Annotated in this window: 16 protein-coding genes and 5 pseudogenes; 15 read left to right on the plus strand and 6 right to left on the minus strand. The window is 69.2% G+C overall.

The genetic code is table 11. The annotated features are described in order from the left end of the window. Positions 1-115: 115 nt before the first annotated feature. Positions 116-1555, plus strand: a complete 1440-nt coding sequence (gene gndA / locus SCNRRL3882_RS04650; protein ID WP_010037346.1) for an NADP-dependent phosphogluconate dehydrogenase — start codon at positions 116-118, stop codon at positions 1553-1555. Positions 1556-2102: 547 nt separating this feature from the next. Here the strand turns inward: gndA and SCNRRL3882_RS04660 are convergent. The 4 genes and pseudogenes from SCNRRL3882_RS04660 to SCNRRL3882_RS04675 form a co-directional block, all read right to left on the minus strand. After that, entirely contained in the window at positions 2103-2447 is a 345-nt protein-coding gene (locus tag SCNRRL3882_RS04660) for a GNAT family N-acetyltransferase (RefSeq protein WP_010037347.1), read from the minus strand. Positions 2448-2486: 39 nt separating this feature from the next. After that, positions 2487-2906, minus strand: coding sequence for an aspartate 1-decarboxylase (gene panD, locus SCNRRL3882_RS04665; protein WP_010037349.1), 420 nt, complete (start codon positions 2904-2906; stop codon positions 2487-2489). Between the two features lie 315 nt (positions 2907-3221). Next, positions 3222-3473: pseudogene (locus tag SCNRRL3882_RS04670) on the minus strand (ABC transporter ATP-binding protein); the annotation flags it as partial. A gap of 6 nt (positions 3474-3479) precedes the next feature. After that, positions 3480-3906 (minus strand): annotated as a pseudogene (locus tag SCNRRL3882_RS04675) (hypothetical protein); the annotation flags it as partial. 663 nt (positions 3907-4569) lie between these two features. Between SCNRRL3882_RS04675 and SCNRRL3882_RS04680 the strand changes: the two are divergent. From SCNRRL3882_RS04680 to SCNRRL3882_RS41320, 9 genes and pseudogenes are all read left to right on the plus strand, one after another. Then, positions 4570-5277 carry an SDR family NAD(P)-dependent oxidoreductase gene (locus SCNRRL3882_RS04680; RefSeq protein WP_231911096.1) on the plus strand — a complete coding sequence of 236 codons (708 nt, stop codon included), beginning with the start codon at positions 4570-4572 and terminating at the stop codon, positions 5275-5277. Between the two features lie 194 nt (positions 5278-5471). Beyond that, positions 5472-6428, plus strand: coding sequence for an ABC transporter substrate-binding protein (locus tag SCNRRL3882_RS04685; protein ID WP_010037362.1), 957 nt, complete (start codon positions 5472-5474; stop codon positions 6426-6428). A gap of 7 nt (positions 6429-6435) precedes the next feature. Next, complete coding sequence (locus SCNRRL3882_RS04690; protein WP_010037364.1) at positions 6436-7389, plus strand: amino acid ABC transporter permease; 954 nt, start codon at positions 6436-6438, stop codon at positions 7387-7389. Next, entirely contained in the window at positions 7386-8153 is a 768-nt protein-coding gene (locus SCNRRL3882_RS04695) for an amino acid ABC transporter ATP-binding protein (RefSeq protein ID WP_010037367.1), read from the plus strand. Before SCNRRL3882_RS04690 ends, SCNRRL3882_RS04695 begins: the two co-directional genes overlap by 4 nt. A gap of 257 nt (positions 8154-8410) precedes the next feature. After that, the gene (locus tag SCNRRL3882_RS40980; RefSeq protein WP_158688397.1) at positions 8411-8599 is read left to right on the plus strand and encodes a hypothetical protein; all 189 of its coding nucleotides are present in this window, start codon (positions 8411-8413) and stop codon (positions 8597-8599) included. A gap of 88 nt (positions 8600-8687) precedes the next feature. Then, positions 8688-8951, plus strand: coding sequence for an aldehyde dehydrogenase family protein (locus tag SCNRRL3882_RS42195; protein WP_197709806.1), 264 nt, complete (start codon positions 8688-8690; stop codon positions 8949-8951). A 148-nt stretch (positions 8952-9099) separates the two neighbouring features. Further along, positions 9100-9358: pseudogene (locus SCNRRL3882_RS42200) on the plus strand (aldehyde dehydrogenase family protein). Further along, the gene (locus SCNRRL3882_RS42205; protein ID WP_197709807.1) at positions 9352-9546 is read left to right on the plus strand and encodes an aldehyde dehydrogenase family protein; all 195 of its coding nucleotides are present in this window, start codon (positions 9352-9354) and stop codon (positions 9544-9546) included. The pseudogene SCNRRL3882_RS42200 and the gene SCNRRL3882_RS42205 overlap by 7 nt, the downstream one beginning before the upstream one ends. Further along, positions 9513-9793: pseudogene (locus SCNRRL3882_RS41320) on the plus strand (aldehyde dehydrogenase family protein). Before SCNRRL3882_RS42205 ends, SCNRRL3882_RS41320 begins: the two are co-directional and overlap by 34 nt. Before the next feature lie 652 nt (positions 9794-10445). Here the strand turns inward: SCNRRL3882_RS41320 and SCNRRL3882_RS04710 are convergent. Together SCNRRL3882_RS04710 and SCNRRL3882_RS04715 are read right to left on the minus strand one after the other, a co-directional pair. After that, complete coding sequence (locus tag SCNRRL3882_RS04710) at positions 10446-11552, minus strand: alanine racemase (protein ID WP_102514739.1); 1107 nt, start codon at positions 11550-11552, stop codon at positions 10446-10448. 459 nt (positions 11553-12011) lie between these two features. Beyond that, complete coding sequence (locus SCNRRL3882_RS04715; protein WP_231911097.1) at positions 12012-13010, minus strand: phosphotransferase; 999 nt, start codon at positions 13008-13010, stop codon at positions 12012-12014. 667 nt (positions 13011-13677) lie between these two features. Between SCNRRL3882_RS04715 and SCNRRL3882_RS04720 the strand changes: the two are divergent. The 5 genes and pseudogenes from SCNRRL3882_RS04720 to SCNRRL3882_RS04735 form a co-directional block, all read left to right on the plus strand. Then, positions 13678-13800, plus strand: a pseudogene (locus tag SCNRRL3882_RS04720) (AraC family transcriptional regulator); the annotation flags it as partial. A 279-nt stretch (positions 13801-14079) separates the two neighbouring features. Continuing rightward, entirely contained in the window at positions 14080-15429 is a 1350-nt protein-coding gene (locus SCNRRL3882_RS04725; protein WP_102514741.1) for an aspartate aminotransferase family protein, read from the plus strand. A 31-nt stretch (positions 15430-15460) separates the two neighbouring features. Then, positions 15461-15610, plus strand: coding sequence for a hypothetical protein (locus SCNRRL3882_RS40700; protein ID WP_010049293.1), 150 nt, complete (start codon positions 15461-15463; stop codon positions 15608-15610). Further along, positions 15607-18501, plus strand: a complete 2895-nt coding sequence (locus tag SCNRRL3882_RS04730; RefSeq protein WP_010049292.1) for an FAD-binding and (Fe-S)-binding domain-containing protein — start codon at positions 15607-15609, stop codon at positions 18499-18501. The genes SCNRRL3882_RS40700 and SCNRRL3882_RS04730 overlap by 4 nt, the downstream gene beginning before the upstream one ends. Continuing rightward, positions 18498-19937 carry an NAD-dependent succinate-semialdehyde dehydrogenase gene (locus SCNRRL3882_RS04735; protein WP_102514742.1) on the plus strand — a complete coding sequence of 480 codons (1440 nt, stop codon included), beginning with the start codon at positions 18498-18500 and terminating at the stop codon, positions 19935-19937. The genes SCNRRL3882_RS04730 and SCNRRL3882_RS04735 overlap by 4 nt, the downstream gene beginning before the upstream one ends. The last annotated feature ends 171 nt before the right edge of the window (positions 19938-20108 follow it).

Below are 20108 nucleotides of genomic sequence, written 5' to 3' on the forward strand. Positions count from 1 at the left end.
ACGTCGTACGACCCGCGCGTGCGGACGGAGTGGCTGCACGTCAGGATGGTCGGCGGGGGCATGCTGGTGGACACCATCCGCAGCACCGATACCGAGGTCTTTAGGAGCCAACCGAATGAGCAGTACAGCGCAGATCGGCGTCACGGGTCTCGCGGTCATGGGCCGCAACCTCGCCCGCAACTTCGCCCGCAACGGCTACACGGTGGCGGTGCACAACCGGACGCCCGCGCGCACGCGCACCCTGGTCGAGGAGTTCGGCGGGGAGGGGGAGTTCGTCGCGTGCGAGACCGCCAAGGAGTTCGTGGCCGCGCTGGAGCGGCCGCGGCGGCTGGTCGTGATGGTGAAGGCCGGTGAGCCGACGGACGCGGTGATCCAGGAGTTCGCCCCGCTGCTGGAGCCCGGCGACATGATCATCGACGGCGGCAACGCGCACTTCGCGGACACCCGGCGCCGGGAGCGCGACCTGCGCGAGCAGGGCATCCACTTCGTCGGCATGGGCGTCTCCGGCGGTGAGGAGGGCGCGCTCAACGGACCGAGCATCATGCCGGGCGGCCCGAAGGAGTCGTACGAGTCGCTGGGCCCGATGCTGGAGAAGATCTCGGCGAAGGCGGCCGACGGTTCGCCGTGCGTCTCGCACGTCGGTCCGGACGGTGCCGGGCACTTCGTGAAGATGGTGCACAACGGCATCGAGTACGCGGACATGCAGCTCATCGGTGAGGCGTACCAGCTGCTGCGCGACGTCGCCGGGTACTCCCCCGCCCAGATCGCGGAGATCTTCCGCACCTGGAACCAGGGCCGCCTCGACTCGTACCTGATCGAGATCACGGCCGAGGTGCTGTCGCACGTGGACGCGGAGACGGGCAAGCCGTTCGTGGACGTGGTGGTGGACCAGGCCGAGCAGAAGGGCACCGGCCGCTGGACCGTGCAGATCGCGCTCGACCTGGGCGTGCCGGTGTCCGGCATCGCCGAGGCGGTCTTCGCGCGGTCGCTGTCGGGGCACGCGGCGCTGCGGGAGGCCTCGCGCGGGCTGGCCGGCCCGCAGGCCAAGCCGATGGGCGAGGCGGAGGCCCAGGCGTTCGCCGACCGGGTGGAACAGGCGCTGTACGCGTCGAAGATCGTGTCGTACACGCAGGGGTTCCACGAGATCGACGCGGCCCGCGGCGAGTACGGCTGGGACATCGACCTCGGTGCGGTGTCCGCGCTGTGGCGGGGCGGTTGCATCATCCGCGCGGCCTTCCTGGACCGTATCCGCGCGGCCTACGACGCCCGGCCGGACCTGCCGAGCCTGCTGTCGGACGCGACGTTCGCGCGGGAGATCGCGGACGCCCAGGACGACTGGCGGGAGGTGCTGGTCGCCGCGACCCGCCAGGGCGTGCCGACGCCCGGTTTCGCCGCGGCGCTCGCCTACTACGACGCCCTGCGCGCGGAGCGGCTGCCGGCGGCGCTGACGCAGGGTCAGCGGGACTACTTCGGTGCGCACACCTACCGGAGGGTGGACCGGGACGGGTCGTTCCACACGCTGTGGGGCGGGGACCGGTCGGAGGTCTCCGCGTAGGCGCTTCGCTCTGACGGAACGGCACGGGGCCGGTGGGCAGCTGCGACGGCTGTCCACCGGCCCCGTTCTCGTGCCGCGGTTCAGGACAGCGGCGGGCCCGGCTCGGGGTTCGGCACGGGTTCCGGTCCCGGGGGGATCGGGGACGGGTCGGGTCCCGGCACCGGGTCGGGGCCCGGGGGTGCCGGCGGGGTCGGGCCCGGTGGGGTCGGCCCCGGCGGTGTCGGACCCGGGGGCGGGGTCGGGGCCGGGGGCGGCGGGGTCGGCTCCGGGCCGGGCGGCGGCTGCGGGTTCGGCACCGGATCGGGGCGCGGCTCCGGGGGCTGGGGCTCGGGGCCCGGTGTCGGCCCCGGCGGCACGGGGTCGGGATACGGATTCGTCATGAGGTCCTCCAGCCAGTCGCTCGACTCCGGCTCTGGACTACTCCCCCGCCTACCCGTCGGCTCCTTCCCCAGTCACCCCCGGGCGGGACGGGGAGGGGCCAGGTGGAGGTAACGGGAGCGGAGCCGGGACACCCACGTGTCCCGGCTCGGGAGCCGGAATCGGGAGATCAGAAACGGCCGGGGTGTTCGGCCAGCCAGTCCTTCGCCGCCGTCAGCAGGTCCTGGCCGGCCGGCGGGGCCTCGTCGGGGTGGCGTTCGGCCCACTTGGCGACGTAGGGGCAGAGCGGGGCGACGGCGCTGTCCTCGCGGGCGGCGATGCCGTAGAGCTCTCGTGCCAGCGCGCCCGCGATGCCCTGGCCCTCGTGGGCCGGTTCGACGATCGTGTGCACCGGAACGAGCGCGCGTTCGGGGCTGTCGAGGACGAAGTACTCGATGCGGCCGACCACTTCACCGCCGGACAGCGCCTCCAGGCGGCCCGCCGCCCGGTCGTCGCGGATCTCCAGGTCCCTCATGGACACGCTCCTGTCCCCTGTACGTCGGTTGTACCTCGGTCAGGCCCGGACGGCCTGCGGGCTGCGCTGCTGGTCCGAGCCCGGTACCGGCTCGGACGGGTCGGCGCCGAGGTCCACGATCCGGTTGTCGCGGTCCACGTGCACGACCCGGGGGGCGAGTGCCCGGGCCTCGGCGTCCGTCACCTGGGCGTAGCTGATGATGATCACCAGATCGCCGGGCTGGACGAGATGGGCGGCGGCCCCGTTGATCCCGACGACGCCGGACCCGCGCTCGCCCTCGATGACGTAGGTCTCCAGCCGGGCGCCGTTGGTGATGTCCACGATGTGCACGAGCTCGCCGGGCAGCAGGTCGGCGGCGTCGAGCAGGTCGGCGTCGATGGTCACCGATCCCACGTAGTGCAGGTCGGCCTGGGTCACGGTGGCGCGGTGGATCTTGGACTTGAACAGAGTACGCAGCACTTTGGACTCCTGGAAGACGGCTCTCCGCCTGCTTTCTGCAGGTCAAAGGCGGTCCACACTGTACACGGGCACGCGTCGAACTCGAAGATGTCGAGGAACATCGGTTCACTCCCACGACAAGGCTCTCGGCCTGCACTTTCACGAGAGCCTGGCTGCCGTTGCAGCGCTGATCCGGCATCCGTTCGGGCAGCCGCACAGTGGGGCTGCGGGAGAGCGCTCGAAGGGTGCGTCGGCTCTCATCGGCGCGGATCCACCGGTGCGAGAGCCTTGGGACACCGCTGCCGGACCTGCGGCAAGACGAAGAGGATCATCGCCTCACACCGTTTGCCAGATCTGGGCGAGTGTTGAGGCGGTGAGAAGTTGCTCGGGGTTTCCCTGCGCCGCCAGTCGGCCCTCGCGGAGCAGGAGGCAGGCGTCTGCCGAGCGTGCGGCTTCCAGGTCGTGCGTGGCCTGGACGACGGTCCTGACGTCGGCGACCGGCTCCGTCAGCAGGGTGGCGATCCGGTCCCTCGCTTCGGGGCCCAGGCCGGTGGTCGGTTCGTCCAGGAGGAGCAGGTCCGAGGTCTGAGGATCATGGCCGGTGACGACGCCGGAGAGTTCGTTCGTGCTCTTCGGCAGGGTCACGGACTTGACCTTCTTGCCCGATTCGATGTCGACGGCGTGCAGGGCGCTTGCCCGGTTCCGAGACGTACGCGGTGTGGTCGCGGACGAAGAGGGTGGGCCGGGGCTGCTGCCAGTCCAGCGGCTCCTGCCACTCGCCGACGACGGGGATCTTCATGTCCACCTTGCCCGTCTCGGGATCGATGACGTGGAGGGTGCCGTTCGTGCCGAGGACGAGGGCCTCGCCACGAGGGCCGCGGCCAAGGGAGCGGAAGGAGTAGCTGGTGCCCAGGTCGACCAGGCGCAGTTTCGCGGTCTCGGTGTCGATGAGGGAGATGCGGGTGGGCCGCTCCAGTTCGGCCTCCGGGTCGGTCTTGTAGTCGCCCAGGAGGATGGGTGAGGTGGCGCAACGGCGGGCGGCCTCCGGAGGACAAGACGGCATCGCCAGTCCGGGTCGGCCGCCCGAGGGCGCCTTGCCCCCGCCCGACTTGCAGAACAAGCGCAGGTCAGTAGGGACGACTGCCAAGATGGTCGACAAACGACTATCTGACGGCTATCTTGAGCCACCACGCGGCAGCGAGAACAGGTCGTCCGATGGTCGACATACGACAATCTGACGGTTAGTTTGAGCCACCACACGGCATTCCGCCCATCCTGTTCCTCAGAAGGAGAGCCGGGCAGAGATGATCGAGCTACATACGAGTCGCTGTTGGTCACTGCCACCGTGGGCAGCGATTGGGTTCCCGATCAGGTCATCCTCGACGCGGGAACAGGCGTTCCTGGACAAGCCTCCTCCCGCTGCAGGTCGGCGAGTTCCGCCTCGGCGTCGCCACCGTGGTGCGGGTGGTGCCGGTGGTGCAAAACCACGTATGCCCGGGCGTCCCCGATTTCGAGGACCTGCTCGTCACCGACAGCGCGGGCACGTCGCTGCAGCGGTGGCCGGTCGACGCCCGCGGATTCCTCGGCTGACCGGCCCCGGGACGACTCCCCCCTGGCCGAGCGCGAATCGACCGCCCCCCGTGAAGGAATACCTGACATGAGACTCAAGAACGTCGCGGCCCTGGTGACCGGCGCCAGCAGTGGCATCGGGCAGGCGGTGAGTTCCCACTTCCGCCGTGAGGGCGCGCGGCTGCTGCTCACCGGTCGCAGGGAGCGGCTCGACAGCGTTGAGCCCGACGACCTGTACGTCCCTGGAGACCTCAATGACGAGGCGTTCGTCGAGGACCTGGCCAAGCAGGCTGCCGAGTCCCTCGGCGCCGTCGACGTCGTCGTCCTCAACCACGGCCTGCAGGCCAGCAGTCCGCTCACCGAGATGGCCTCCGCCGACGCGAAGAATGTGCTCGACAGCAACCTGCTCAGCGCGTTCCTCGTGATGAAGCACTTCGCGCCGCTGATGCCTTCCGAAGGTGGCTCGTTCGTCTGTATTGGTTCACGGCTCGGCATGGTCGGCAAGCCCGGGGAAGTCCTGTACTCCGCCGCCAAGGGAGGCCTCATCATGCTCGCCAAGGGCGCAGCGATCGAATGGGCTCCCCGCAACATCCGCGTCAACGTCGTCGCTCCTGGCCTGACCGCCACCCCGGTCATCGAAGCAGCTATCCAGCGCAGCGCCGATCCCGAGGCCTACCGCCGCGAGCGCGAGGGGCAAATCCCGCTGCAACGCCTCGCCACCCCTGAAGAGGTCGCCGACGCGGTCCTCTTCTTCGCATCATCAGAGTCGTCGTACATCACCGGAGCGGTTCTCCCGGTTGACGGCGGATACACCGCCTTCTGAGCCTTCCGCTTCTGTCGTACGTGAAGGTCGCGAACCGCGGGACCGGTCGCAGCGATGAGCGGGTCCCATCCGGCACCCCACAAGGCCCAACGCCCAGTCCGACGGGTTCCTGACCATTCCCAGCCAGTTCGAAACACCACCCACCGGGATCTGAGCGCTCCCAGCGCCCTTCCCTTTGAGTAAGGAGCAGACCCATGCGAGTCAGCAGAAACGTGAGCGTCACGATCGTCACGTCGGCCCTGGCGCTCGCGCTCGCCGCGTGCGGGGCGAGCGGCACCGGGCAGAACGTGGGGGCGAAGAGCACGAAGCAGGGCGGGGGATCCGGCTCGTCGGCCGAGCACACCGACGACATCTCGGTCGGTGTGAAGCCGGACGCGAAGGCGGTGAAGCTGCTGCCCGCGGCGGTGAAGGCCAAGGGCACGCTCTCGGCGGCCATGGACCTGACCAGCCCGCCCACCACGTTCATGGCATCGGACAACAAGACCCCGATCGGGTTCAACCCGGACATGGCCCGGCTGATCGCCGCCAAGCTCGGCCTGAAGCTGCAGATCAACAACATCAAGTTCGACACCATCATCACCGGACTGCAGGCCAATCGGTACGACTTCACGGCGTCCACCATGGGCGCCACCAAGGACCGGCTGAAGGTGCTCGACATGGTCGACTACTTCAAGGCCGGCACCGGCGTGTCCGTCCCCTACGGAAATCCGCAGAAGCTGACCACCCACACCCTGTGCGGGCACCGAGTCGCCGTCCAGTCCGGCAGCACCGCGGAGCTGCAGTGGCTGCCCCAGTTGTCCAAGCAGGACTGTACGAGCAAGGGCAAGCCGGCCATCAAGGCGGTGACCCTGCCCAGCGTGAACGACGCTCTGACCCAGCTGGTCTCCAAGAGGATCGACGCGGTGATGTACGACTTCACCGGGCTTCAGTGGGCGGCCACGCAGCAGCCGAAGACGTTCGAGGTCCTCAAGCCTTTGGTGGCCACCAAGACCGTGGCCGTCGCGCTGAAGAAGGACTCGCCGCTGACTCCCGCGGTGCAGGCTGCCATCCAGTCGATCATCGACAGCCCCAAGTACGCCGAGGCGCTGGGCCGCTGGGGTTTCGATGACCTCGGGATCAAGACCGCGGCCATGGCCGTCCCGCAGGACTGAGATACCGATGGACGTGCTCGAGACGACGACCAGGAGCCGACCGGTGTCACAACTGCTGGCCGAAGAAAAGAAGCGGATCACGCCGAAGCGTCCGCGCGACTACGTGGCCTGGGCCGTCGCGATCGCGATCGTCGCCGGTCTGGTGTGGACCGCGGTGACGAATGAGAACTATCGCTGGCCGGTGGTGTTCAGCTACTTCACCACTGAAACGATCCTCAACGGCCTGCTGATCACGCTCCTTCTCACCGTGGTCAGCATGGCTCTGGGCACACTGCTCGGGCTGGTGCTGGCCGTGATGTGCATGTCGCACCAGCGGCCCATCTCCGGGCTGGCCCAGCTCTACATCACCTTCTTCCGCGGTACCCCGGTGCTCGTGCAGCTGATCTTCTGGTTCAACATCGCGGCGCTGTACCCGAACATCTCGATCGGCATCCCGTTCACCGACATCTCCACGCCGGTGAACGTGAACGCGATCATGACGCCGATGACCGCGGCCGTGGTCGGGCTGACGCTGAACCAGGCCGCGTACATGTCGGAGATCATCCGTGGCGGGTTCGCCTCGGTCAGCCGCGGACAGCACGAGGCCGCGGAGTCCCTGGGCATGTCGGGGTTCACCAAGCTCCGGCACGTGATCATCCCGCAGACCATGCCGGCTGTCATTCCGGCCACCGGCAACCAGGTGATCGGCATGCTCAAGGAGACCTCGCTGGTGAGCGTGCTCGGCGTCGCCGACCTGCTGAACAGCGCACAGTCGATCTACGCCCGCAACTACCAGACGATTCCGCTGCTGATCGTGGCCAGCCTCTGGTACCTGGTCATGACGCTGGTGCTGAGCGTGCCGCAGTCCATGATCGAGCGCCGTTTCTCCCGCTCGACCAGGACGCGGCTGACCCCGGCCGCGACCTCGGCCGAGCCGGGGGCCGGCCAGCCCGTTCCCACCACGAGGGAGTCCCTGCTGTGAACGCCGACGGAACGATCGTCGCACGCAAGCTGTGCAAGAGCTTCGGACGTCACCAGGTCCTGCGTGACATCGACCTGACCGTCGCGGCAGGGGAGATCTCCTGCATCATCGGGCCCAGCGGATCCGGGAAATCGACACTGCTGCGGTGCATCAACGGACTGGAGACCGTCGACCGCGGTGTCCTGCGGGTCAACGGCGAGGACTTCGGCTACGTCGAGAAGGACGACGCCTACCACGCCGTGCGCCCCAAGCGGCTGGCCGAACAGCGCGCCCGCATCGGCATGGTGTTCCAGCAGTTCAACCTGTTCCCCAACATGACCGCCGAGAGCAATGTCATGTCCGGACCGGTGCTGGTGAAGAAGAAGGACCGCGCGGCATCCCGGGAACAGGCGCGAGAACTGCTGGCCAAGGTGGGCCTGGAGGGGTGCGGCCACAAGTACCCCGCCCAGCTCTCCGGCGGCCAGCAGCAACGGGTGGCCATCGCCCGCGCCCTGGCGATGGAACCCACCATCATGCTGTTCGACGAACCCACCAGCGCCCTGGACCCCGAACGCGTGGGCGAAGTACTCGCCGTCATGCGCGACCTCGCCGGCAACGGCATGACCATGCTGCTCGTCACCCACGAGATGGGCTTCGCCCGAGAGGTCGCCGACGAGGTGCTGTTCATGGACGGCGGCATCGCGGTGGAGCGCGGCGACGCCCGGGAAGTGCTGGGCAATCCCCGTGAGAAGCGAACCCAGGCGTTCCTCGAAAGGGTGCTGTAGCAGGGCACCGACCTGCGGCAGCGGTTCGGTAGCGCGTCCGGCCCGGCTTTTGCTCCAGTCAAAGCCGTCGTCTTCGGTGAGCTTGTGGACCTTGGCCGGGGTGGGGGCGGTGCTGTGACCAGTGGGCCAGGCCGCGCGGAGACCGGGCCGATGTGGATGCGAATGGCCGCCCCAGAGGCCGGGGCGGCCTGGTAGCCGAGTCCGGTGACGGCTTCGGCCAAGGGCCTGGATCGCTCCGTATGTGGCGCGTTCATCTGATGCGTGGGTGCACTCGCGCGAAGAACCCGATCCACTCCGCGCTCCACCGCAACCTGCGTCGCCCGCACGTCTCTGACCGGGGCGGCAACGCCGTGCAGATCAGCCTGCCGTTCGTCACCACCGACGACGAGATCCGCCAGCTCGTGGCCGTCATCGGCACCGTCCTCTCCGTCCAGGAAGCGAAGTGATCACTATGCGCACCCTCCCGACGCCGATCCGACCGCCCTGGCCGACTCCGAGAAGGTTCTGGCCAAGCTCGATCTCGCCGTGCCGGGCGTGACCCGCACCTTCGACGTGCACGATCCGGCCACCGGTCAGACGATCGCCCGGGTTCCCGACTTCGACGTCCAGCAGGCCCTCGCCGCCGTCGCCCGCGCCGACGAGGCCGGCCGTTCCTGGGCCGCCACCACCACCCGGCACCGCGCCGACATTCTTCGCACCTGGTACGAGCTGATGCTCAGCAACGCCGAGATGATCGCCCTGCTCATCACCCGCGAGATGGGCAAGCCGCTCGCCGAGGCCCGCGCAGAGGTCTCCTAGGGGGCGGACTTCGTCCGCTGGTACGCGGAGGAAGCGGTACGCCCGGCCGGAAAATCCGCGACGCCCCGGTCGGCGGGGCCCGTCTGTTCACCCGGCGCGCGCCGGTGGGGCTGTCGGTCCTCATCACCCGTGGAACATCCCCCTCGCCATGGCCACCCGCAAGATCGCCCCCGCGCTGGCATCCGGCTGCCCCGTCGTCATCAGACCCGCCCTTGACCACGATCTTCGCGGTCCAGCTCGCCATCGCGGCCGGTGTCCCCGAAGACCTGGTGCAGGTCGTGACCACCACGGACGCCCCCGCCTTCAGCACCGCCGTGCTGTCCGATCCGCGGGTGCGCAAGGTGTCCTTCACCGGCTCGACCGCGGTCGGCAAGGTCCTCCTGCATCTGCGGCGGACAACGTGCTGAAGAGCTCCATGGAACTGGGCGGCAACGCCCCGCTGCTGGTCTTCGACGACGCCGACCTGGAACGGGCGGTCGACGGGGCGTTCGCCGCCAAGATGACCACGTACCGGCCGACGCCGACCTCGCCCGCACCGAGATCTTCGGACCGGTCGCCGTCATCCAGCGCTTCTCCCACCAGGACGAGGCCATAGCCCGCGCCAACGACACCGAGCACGGCCTGGCCGGCTACGTCTTCACCGAGAACCTCGACCGCGCCTTCAACGTGGCCGACCAACTCGCCACCGGCCTGGTCGGCATCAACCAGGGCGTCCCCTCCAACCGGCCGCACCGTTCGGCGGCATCAAGCAGTCCGGCCTCGGACACGAGGGCAGCAGCGAAGGACTCGAGGAGTACGAGGAGATCCGCTACCACAACCTCCAACTGCGCCCCACCACGTGACCCATGTCGGGGGCGACACCCCTGCTGTCGCTGCTCAGCGGCTGGCGGACTGAGAGAGGGCTGATGCGGCTATAAGGGGCAGGGGCATGAGCGAAACCGGAACGGCGGCAGAGCGTCCCAGGCGGGCGACAGCGCGCGAGAAGCTGCTCGCCGCTCCAACGGGGCCCTGACCATCGTGGCCCTCGTCATAGAGGCCGACGTCCCCCGCAACGCCCTCACCCAGCGAAACCTCGAACTGAAGAACGAGTTCTACGCCAAGGTCAAAGCCCGAGCACACCGACGCCGCGACCGGGCTACGCAAACAGGTCGTACGGCTCAAGGAACTCCGCTCCAGCACACACCATCTCCGCCCGACTGACGCCGAATCACCAGTGCGCTGCCGAGGATGACCCTCGTCGACGGACGAGCGGGTGAGACGCGCAGTCGGCTCAGCCAGGTCTGGCCGGCCACCCGTAGCGTGCTCCAGTGCATTCGGCGAGGCAAGGCTTGGTGGCCGAGATCCTTTCCGACAACGCGGTCAGACAGCGGTACTGCCACCCCATCCACCGCGGCGGCGGTGCGAGGATTCAGCGGCCCGCGGACGCCGGCCCTGCCCAACCGGTGTCCCTCGGTCGGGTCGCGGGCTCAACCAGGGGGTGCCGTCCCGGGCCGGTCAGTTGAGGAATCCGCGGGCGTCGACCGGCCACCGCTGCAGCGACGTGCCCGTGCTGTCGGTGACGATCAGTTCCTCGAAATTGATGACGACCGGGCATACGTGGTTCGGCACCACCGGTATGACGGTGCCCACGCTGGGGCGGAAGTCGCCGTCCGGCAGCGGGAGGAATCCGTGGTACTCGTTGAGCTTGGACAGGACGGCCTTCGTGCCGGCGACGCCTCCGTAGCCGAGTTCGGGGCTGCCTTCGCGGCTGAGGGCCTTGGTGCCCGCATCGAGGATGAGCTGGTCGGGGACCCAGTCGCTGACCACGGTGGCAGCGACGAACAGCGCGATCTGATCATCGGTGCAGGCGCCGAGCCGGGTGTTGTTCAGGTCGCAGAAGACGTACTCGCCGGGACGGATCTCGGTGATCACGCTGCTGGTGGCGAACTCGACGGTGGGCGTGGAACCGGCGCTGACCACCGCTGCGGTGATGCCGACGCCGGCGAGGCTGCGTACGGCGGTGGTGAGCGCGGCATCCTGGTCCTGCGCGGCGCGCTCGCGAGCGTCCCGGCCGGAACTGCCGTGACCTGGATACGTGAAGACGCCCACCGGCACCAGGCCGCGCTTGCGGGCGGCGAGTGCGAGGTCGCCCGCAAGCTCGGGCGGGGCCCCGGAACGACGGGCGCCGCAGTCGACCTCGACCATGACCTGCAGTCGGTCCGGTTCGTCTCCCATCGCGTCGGCGAGGGCCTCGATCGCCGCGACGTTGTCGACGCCGACCCGCAGCCGGGCGGACTCGGCGAGCCGGCGGATGCGCGGGCCCTTCGTTCCCGCGGGCCAGATGGGGTAGGCGAGGAAGATGTCGTCGAATCCCGCCGCGGCGAAGACCTCGGCCTCACCGACATTGCCCGCGGTGATTCCGACCGCCCCGGCCTCGACCTGGCGCCGCCCGATCTCCACACACTTGTGCGTCTTGACGTGCGGCCTGACATCGAGGTTGTGCTGGTCGGCGAAGGCCTGCATGCGGTCGATGTTGTCCTGCATGACATCGACCAGCACGATCGGCGCGGGAGTGTCGATTCGCTCGACCAGGGTGTCGAGTGCTCGTTGAAGCCGGTTCACGCTGCCTCCTTTTTGGTTCTGCCTGAAATGATCGAGGGGCGCGGGTGCTGAATCCCTCCGATGCCCTCGTGGTGCGAGCTTGCCGTCCGTTCTCGCCTGCACCTCGATGAGCAGTTCACCGGCCGCATTGACGACATTCGCCTGCTCACCGAAGTGCACAGCGGCGCGTGCGCGTTGAGCGCCGCACGGCGCGCGAGCGGGTCTCGGCGCGGGCGGTCGACGGCTCGGGACAGGTGGCAGGCTGCCAGTCCCATGTCGGCCAGCCACTGGCTCGTGGTCCGCGGGATGATGCCTAGCAGCTTCTGGGTGGAGGACTCCGGCGTGTCGAACAGCCCGGCACGGTACTCATCACGCCGTAGCAGTCAAACGAAACACATTCCGGCCGGAACTGGAGGGAATGGCCATGAGGATGCTCCTGTCTTTACCCTGGGAGTAACTTCCCGTGTTCGGGACTGGCCTTCAGGAATGCCCGTGACGGGCTTCCCTGAGGTGCGCGTCGACGTCGTCCAGGCTCACGGTCAAGGAACGCTCGACATTGATCCAGTCGTCCTTGGCGTGACCTAGGAGGTACTCGCGCCGTTCGGGTGCGCGCTCCGCGCGCCAGTTCGTGATCAGCGCACGCAGTGTGAGCCGTGCCAACGCGGCGATCGGGAGCAGCGGGAGTTCCGAGGCCTGGATCGGCCGCTTCAGTTGGTAGCCGGCGGCGAAGGCGCAGGCGTCCCGCCAGGGATGGTCCGGCGTCCGGCCGAGCAGGTTCGCCATGGGAACGGCGGGGTCGAAGATCGCCGCACTGCGCACCGTGTCGCCGAAGTCGATGACGCCGGTGACGAAGTGATCGCTCCGTGGATCGACCACGATGTTGTAAGGGCTGAAGTCACCGTGGATCACTTGGGTTTCGAGATCATTCAGCCTCGGGACGACGTTTTCGCCGAAGAGCCGGAAGACCGATTGGGCCAACTGTCGGTGCCCGGGGCTGGGCGTGTGCTCGACCAGTTCGGTCATCTGGTGGAAATGGCGGATGTCCCATGCCAGACCTCGTCGGTCCGCCGGGTGCGTGAACGGCCTGAGCGCCACGTCGATCAGCCCCAGCATCTCGCCCGCCTGGGAGAGCCGCTCCGCGTCCGGGTTCGCATCTGCCAGGACCTGGCCTTCGACGAAGTGGAACACGCGCAGGATGCGGGTCCTGCCGTCGTTCAGCCTGATCGTGACATGGTCGTCCGCGTCGGCGGTCAGCTTCACCCGCTGGACGGGCAGGTGCGCAGCGGTGGTTTCGAGGTAGCGCATCGCTGCGGTCTGGAGGGCGACGACCGCCTCCGCCTCGTCAGGTGGTGAGACCTTCACGAGGTAGTTGCCCGAGTCGGTACTGAGCCTGAACGTGTCGTCCTTCTCGGTCGCCAGTCGCCCCAAGCGCCCGGTGAGGCGGTAGCGCTCGTCAAGGAGATTGCTCACCAGCAGCACGTCGATGGGCTCGTGGGACGACGTCAGGCCGCTCTCCTCGAGGAGCCGCTGAGCGTGGTTCGTAGCTGGTGAGGTGTTCACGGTCAGTCCCTATCGGAGGAGCCAGGCCTGCGACTTGTCGATTGTCGACGATAAGAATATTGTCGACCACTGTCAACGGGCCCGAACTTCCCTCATGCCCACTCTGCGGAACCCTCGAGAAGGGCCTGACCCGCGCGCCGCGGGTTCACAGCGGACGGCACTGGCAGGAGAGAGCAGCGGCCCGGGATCGACGGGCTCCTTACAGCTACAACGCCATCAACTGCTGTGCTGCCGTGAGGGTGGTGTGCCGGTCACGGCCCCGGGCGGTGGCTCGAGCACGGCGGGTGATGCGGGCAGGCCGAGTGCGGTCCTGGGTTGCTCCCGGTGCAGGGCCGGGTCCCAGGACATGGAAGCCGAGGCGCGCACGGCGCAGGACGAGGCCCGTGTGCTGCTGGATGCGCCGCGGAGCACGACCGCGCTGCGCGGGCCGACTTCGATCCGGGTTTGTCGAGGCACAGCCGCCGTACGCCGGGCGACATGATCGGTGATGACGCGTGCGGGAACCGGTCGGTGCGTGACGGGTGGACCGATGGGCATGTGGAGGCGCTGGACGCTATCGGCCGACTCGGGCACCAGCCGTTCCTCAATGTTCCCGTACGTCGCCCTCGACTCGGCTGCGCTCTTCATCGACGACGACCCCATCCTGACCTGTACCGGTGCCGCCTCTGGCGTCGACGTCTGCCTGCACACCGTGCGCAAGGACCACGGCCGCTCACCGGCGTGATGGAGCCGGCCTGACGCGGGTCAGTGCGGACCCTGGGGAGCGGTGTCGAGCCAGTAGGGGGTGAACTTCATGTCGCCGCTCTCTCCTTGCCAGTGCCGTCCGCGGTGAACGCGCGGCGCGTGGGTCAGGCCCTTTTCGAGGGTTCCGCAGAGTGGGCATGAGGGAAGTTCGGGCCTGTTGACAGTTGTCGACAATGTTCTTATCGTCGACAATCGACAAGATTTCAGCGATCAACCCCGGACGAGACCAGAGGTGTGCCTGCCGATGACTTCGACGCTGAGTCGGGCGATAGCCCACTACCCCAACCGGTTCGACCCCGGGGTACTGGGCGAGCTCCCCGAACACCTCCGAGAGACCATCCAGCGCCGGAACAAGGTGCTGGGCCCTGGCTACACACTCATCTACAAGGAGCCGGTCGAGTTCGTCTCCGGTCACGGGGCCCACCTGATCGACCGTGACGGCAACGACTACCTGGACGCGTACAACAACGTCCCGTGCGTCGGGCACGCCCACCCCCACGTGGCCGAGGCCGTCGCCCGCCAGATGGCGATGGTCAACACCAACACGCGCTACGTCCAGGAAGCCCTGGTCGACTACGCGGAGCGGCTGCTTTCGACGTTCCCCGAGGAGCTGTCCAAGCTGAGCATCGCGTGCAGCGGGTCGGAGGCGAACGACCTGGCGGTACGGGTGGCGCGATTCCACACCGGCGGCGAGGGCATCATCGTCACCCGCTGGGCCTACCACGGCATCACCCGGGAGGTGGCGAGCTTCTCACCGCACCTGGGTGCGGGATCACCGCTGGGCCCGAACGTCCGGCTCATCGATCCGCCGGACCCGCGCCTCGCCGTGCCGGGAACCACGCTCGCCGAGCACATGCGGCAGCAGGTGCGCGGCGCGATCGCCGACCTGGAGCGCCACGGCTACCGCCTGGCGGCGCTGATCACCGACTGCGCCTATACCAGCGACGGCATCTTCACCGACCCGGTCGACTACATGCAGGGCGTGGTGGAGGAGGTGCACGCGGCCGGCGGTGTCTACATCGCGGACGAGGTCCAGTCGGGATTCGCCCGGCTCGGGGAGTCGATGTGGGGCTTCAGCCGGCATGGTGTGCTGCCGGACATCGTCACCATGGGCAAGCCGATGGGTAACGGAATGCCGATCTCGGGTGTGGTCTTCCGCCCGGAGGTCTGCGAGGAGTTCGGACGCAACGTCCGCTACTTCAACACCTTCGGAGGCAGCTCGATCCCCGTGGCCGCCGGCGCCGCGGTGCTGGACGTCCTCGAGAAGGAGAACGTGCAGCAGCGCGTCCTGGAGAGCGGCAACGCTCTGCGCGCGGGGCTGCGGGAGATCACCAAGGATTCCCCGTACGTCGCCGAAGTCCGCGGCGCCGGTCTGTATGTCGGCGTGGAGATCGTGAAGGACCGCGAAACTCTTGAACCGGACCGGCTGCTGACCGAAGACGTCATCAACGACATGCGCGATCGCCGGATCCTCATCAACGGCACGGGCAAGTCGGCGAACACCCTGAAGATCCGCCCGCCGCTGGCCTTCGACTCCGCCGATGTGACCCGATTCCTGGAAACCTTCGCCGAGGTCGCGAAGAACCGTCTGTGACAGCCTGACCGATCGGCAACTGGAGAGACCCATGGAGTTCGAGAGCAAGCCGAGGTTCGTCACGTTCGACATGAACGGGACGCCGATCCAGCGGGCCATCGACAAGACGGCGGTGGACGAGGGCCTCCAGGCATGGGCGACCGCGGTCGACGCCGGCACATCGGGAGCGGCACGGCGATGACGGACACCACCACGGCCCTGGAGTCGCTGGCCTCGCGGCTTGCCGAGACCGCTCCCGGCCTGCGGGTGGAGACCGGCCCCGGATCCACCGGCCTCTACGCCTACGACGCCTCCAACTACCGGGTCCCGCCGAGGGCCGTGGTCTTCCCCCGCAGCGCCGACGACGTCGTCGCGGTGCTGCGGGCCTGCCGCGAGACGCGCGTCCCCGTCACCGCGCGAGGCGGCGGCACCAGCATGGCGGGCAACGCCGTCGGGCCCGGTGTCGTCCTGGACCTCTCCCGGTACATGAACCGGATCCTGGACATCGACCCGGTGGCGCGCACCGCCCGCGTCGAGGCCGGAGTGATCCTGGACGCGCTGCGCAGCGCGACCGCCCTGCACGGGCTCACCTTCGGACCCGACCCGTCCTCGCACAACCGCTGCACCATCGGCGGCATGATCGGCAACGACGCATGCGGCAACCGGTCAGTGCGGCACGGGCGCACCAGCGGGCACGTCGAGGCGCTGGAGATCGTGACGGCCGACGGCGTGCGGGCCGTCGCCGACCGGACCGGACTGCGGGCCGCCGACCCGGAGGACCGGGACGCCGTCCAGCGTGTCGCGGGTCTGGAAGCGGACCTGCGCCGCCTGATCGACGGCAACCTGGCGCCGGTCCGCACCGAGCTGGGCCGGGTACCGCGCCAGGTCTCCGGCTACCAGCTGCACCACCTGCTGCCCGAGCACGGCTTCGACGTGGCCCGCGCCCTGGTGGGCACCGAGGGCTCCTGTGCGGTCGTCACCGCAGCGACGGTCCGCCTGGTGGCGACCGCACAGTCTTCCACCTTGCTGACGCTCGGCTACGACGACGTGGTCGACGCCGCCGAGGACGTCCCCGAGATCCTGCGTTGGAACCCCACCGCCGTGGAGGGCATGGACGAGGCGATCGTCGCCACCATGCGGGCCCGGCGTGGTCCGGACTCCGTCACCGGTCTCCCCGCGGGCCGTGCCTGGCTGTACGTCGAACTCGACGGCGACGACCAGGCGGTCGTCGACGCCCGCGCCGGCGAACTGCTGGACGCGCTCAAGGCACAGGGCCGGATGACCGGCGGGCGGGTCGTGCACAGCCCGGCCGAACGGCGCTCGCTGTGGCGGGTGCGTGAGGACGGGGCAGGGCTCGCCGCCCGCCTGGTCGACGGCGGGGAGTCCTGGCCCGGCTGGGAGGACGCGGCCGTCGCGCCCGAGGACCTGGCCGCCTACCTGCGTGACTTCCGCAAGCTGCTGGCCGCACACGGTCTGACTGGCGTGCTGTACGGCCACTTCGGCGCGGGCTGCGTCCACGTACGCATCGACTTCGACCTCGCCACGGACGCGGGCCGAACCGCCACCCGGCGGTTCCTCTCCGAGGCCGCCACCCTGGTCGTGGAGCACGGCGGCACCCTCTCGGGCGAACACGGCGACGGGCGGGCCCGCGGCGAACTGCTGGAGGTCATGTACAGCCACCGGATGATCCGGGCGTTCGCCGCCTTCAAGGAGATCTTCGACCCGGAGGGGCTGCTCAACCCCGGCGTGATCGTCGACCCGGCACACCTCGACGCCGACCTCGCCCTGCGTGAACTCCCATTCCTGGACACGACGTTCACCTTTCCCCACGACGACGACGGCTTCGCGGGCGCGGTGCGCCGCTGTGTCGGGGTCGGCCGCTGCCGCAGCGACGCGGGCGGCGTGATGTGTCCCAGCTACCGGGCCACGGGCGAAGAGAAGGACTCCACGCGGGGCCGGGCCCGGCTGCTCCAGGAGATGGTGCGGGGCGGAACCGTCCAGGACGGCTGGCGCTCCACGGAGGTGCGTGACGCCCTCGACCTGTGCCTGTCCTGCAAGGCCTGCTCCAGCGACTGCCCGGTCGGCGTCGACATGGCCACGTACAAGGCCGAGTTCCTGCACCAGCACTACAAGGGCAGAGTCAGACCCCGGTCCCACTACTCCCTGGGCTGGCTGCCGCTCACGTCCAAGCTCGTCGGGTACGCGGCCCGCCCGGTGAACCCGCTGCTGCGCGGACCTGTCGGGAAGCTGCTCGCGCGCCTGGGCGGCGTGACCACGAAGCGCCGCATCCCCGCCTTCGCCTCCCGGCGTGCGCTGCGCCGGGCACTGCGCGCGGCCAGGACCGGCCAACCGGCGAAGACGCTGCTCTTCGTGGACAGCTTCACCCGCGCCTTCCGCCCCCAGGTGGCCGGGGCCGCGAGCCGCGTGCTCGCCGACGCCGGCATCCCCTGCGCGGCGGAGGACGACTTGTGCTGTGGCCTGACATGGGTGAGCACCGGACAACTGTCACTCGCGCGCCGCATCATGGCCCGCACCGTCGCCCGCCTTGACAACGGCGACGACCGGCCCATCGTCGTGGCCGAACCCAGCTGCGCCGCGGCGCTCAAGCGTGACGTGCCCGAGCTCCTCGGCACCGACGCCGCCCGGCGCGTCGCGGCCCGCGTCCACACCCTCACCGGAGCCCTGACCGACCTCGCGGTCCCCGGCTGGGCGCCCCCAACACTGCCGGACAGCGTCGTGCTGCAGACCCACTGCCACGAGTACGCCACCTTCAAGGGCCGCCACCCGCGCGACCTGCTCGGCCGCCTCGGTGTGGCGCAGGTCGACGAGGCCGAGGGCTGCTGCGGACTCGCCGGCAACTTCGGCTTCGAGGAACAGCACTACGACACCTCGATGGCCGTCGCCGACCTGGCCTTGAAGCCACGCCTCGACGACATCGACCCGCGCACACCGGCCGTCGTCGTGGCCGACGGCTTCAGCTGTGCCACCCAGATCGACCACCTCGCCGGAGACCGGGGCATCCGCGCCCTGCACCTCGCGGAACTGCTCGATCCCGCTGCCGACCGACCCGGACAACCAGGAGACAACTCATGACCGACACGCCCACGCAGTTGTTCATCGGCGGCGCCTGGGTGGACGCCTCGGACGGCGCCACCATGCCCGTCGACGACCCGGCGACCGGCGAGGTCCTCTGCCATGTCGCCGACGCGGGTCCCAAGGACGCCAAGCTCGCCGAGGAAGCGGCCGTGCAGGCGCAGGAGGCGTGGGCGCGTACGGCGCCCCGGGCGCGCAGCGAGATCCTGCGCCGCGCCCACGAGCTCATCATCGAGCGCACCGACGTGCTTGCCCACCTGATGACGTCCGAGATGGGCAAGCCGCTCGCCGAGGCCAGGGGAGAGGTGGCCTACGCGGCCGAGTTCTTCCGCTGGTTCTCCGAGGAGGCCGTCCGTATCGACGGCGGCTTCACCACCTTGCCGGACGGCCGCAACCGCATGCTGCTCTCCCGCCGCCCGGTCGGCCCCTGCCTGCTGATCACCCCGTGGAACTTCCCGCTGGCGATGGGCACCCGCAAGATCGGCCCGGCGATCGCCGCCGGCTGCACGATGATCCTCAAGCCGGCCCCGCAGACCCCGCTCTCCAGCCTCGCCCTCGCCGCGATCCTCAAGGAGGCCGGGCTGCCGGACGGAGTGCTGAACGTCGTCACCACCTCCCGCGCCGGAGAGGTCTGCGAACCGCTCCTGCGCGGCGGGCGGATCCGCAAGCTTTCCTTCACCGGCTCCACGGCCGTCGGACAGCTGCTCCTCGCCCAGAGCGCGGAGGCGGTCGTACGGACCTCGATGGAGCTGGGCGGCAACGCGCCGTTCCTCGTCTTCGAGGACGCCGACCTGGACAAGGCCGTCGACGGCGCGATGGTCGCCAAGATGCGCAACATGGGCGAGGCATGCACGGCCGCCAACCGCTTCTTCGTGCACCGCTCGGTGGCGGAGGAGTTCGGGCGCCGGCTGGCCGAGCGGATGGGCGCGCTGGTCGTCGGTCCGGGCACCCGGGACGGCGTCGACGTCGGCCCCCTGATCGACAGGAGGGGACGCGCCAAGGTGGAGGAGCTCGTCGCCGACGCGGTGGAGCGCGGGGCGCACGTGCTCGTCGGCGGGCGTACACCCGAAGGCCCCGGCTGCTTCTACCCGCCGACCGTACTGGCCGATGTCGATCCCGGCAGCCGCCTGATGGACACGGAGATCTTCGGCCCGGTCGCAGCGATCCTCACCTTCGACGAAGAGGACGAGGTGATCCGCCGTGCCAACGACACCCCCTGGGGCCTGGTCGGCTACGTCTTCACCGAGGGCCTCGACCGTGCCCTGCGGGTGAGCGAGCGGCTGGAGGTGGGCATGGTGGGGCTGAACACGGGCCTCGTGTCCAACCCGGCCGCACCCTTCGGCGGCGTCAAGCAGTCCGGGCTGGGCCGCGAGGGCGGCCGGGTCGGGATCGACGAGTTCCTGGAGTACCAGTACCTCGCGGTGCCCGTGAGCTGACGGCGGTCATGCGCTGACCGGCGCCTCAGCAGCACCGCGAAGGGCCTCATCGTTTTCCCGAACCCAAGGAGAAGAGAACATGTCGTCCTGAAGACAATCGACACCCGTCCCTCCTTCAGGCCGCGCAAGAATCCGGACCACTCCCGTAACGCCTGATTTCCGGCGACCCCA

The organism is Streptomyces chartreusis NRRL 3882, assembly GCF_900236475.1.
In the GTDB taxonomy this organism is placed as follows: domain Bacteria; phylum Actinomycetota; class Actinomycetes; order Streptomycetales; family Streptomycetaceae; genus Streptomyces; species Streptomyces chartreusis_D.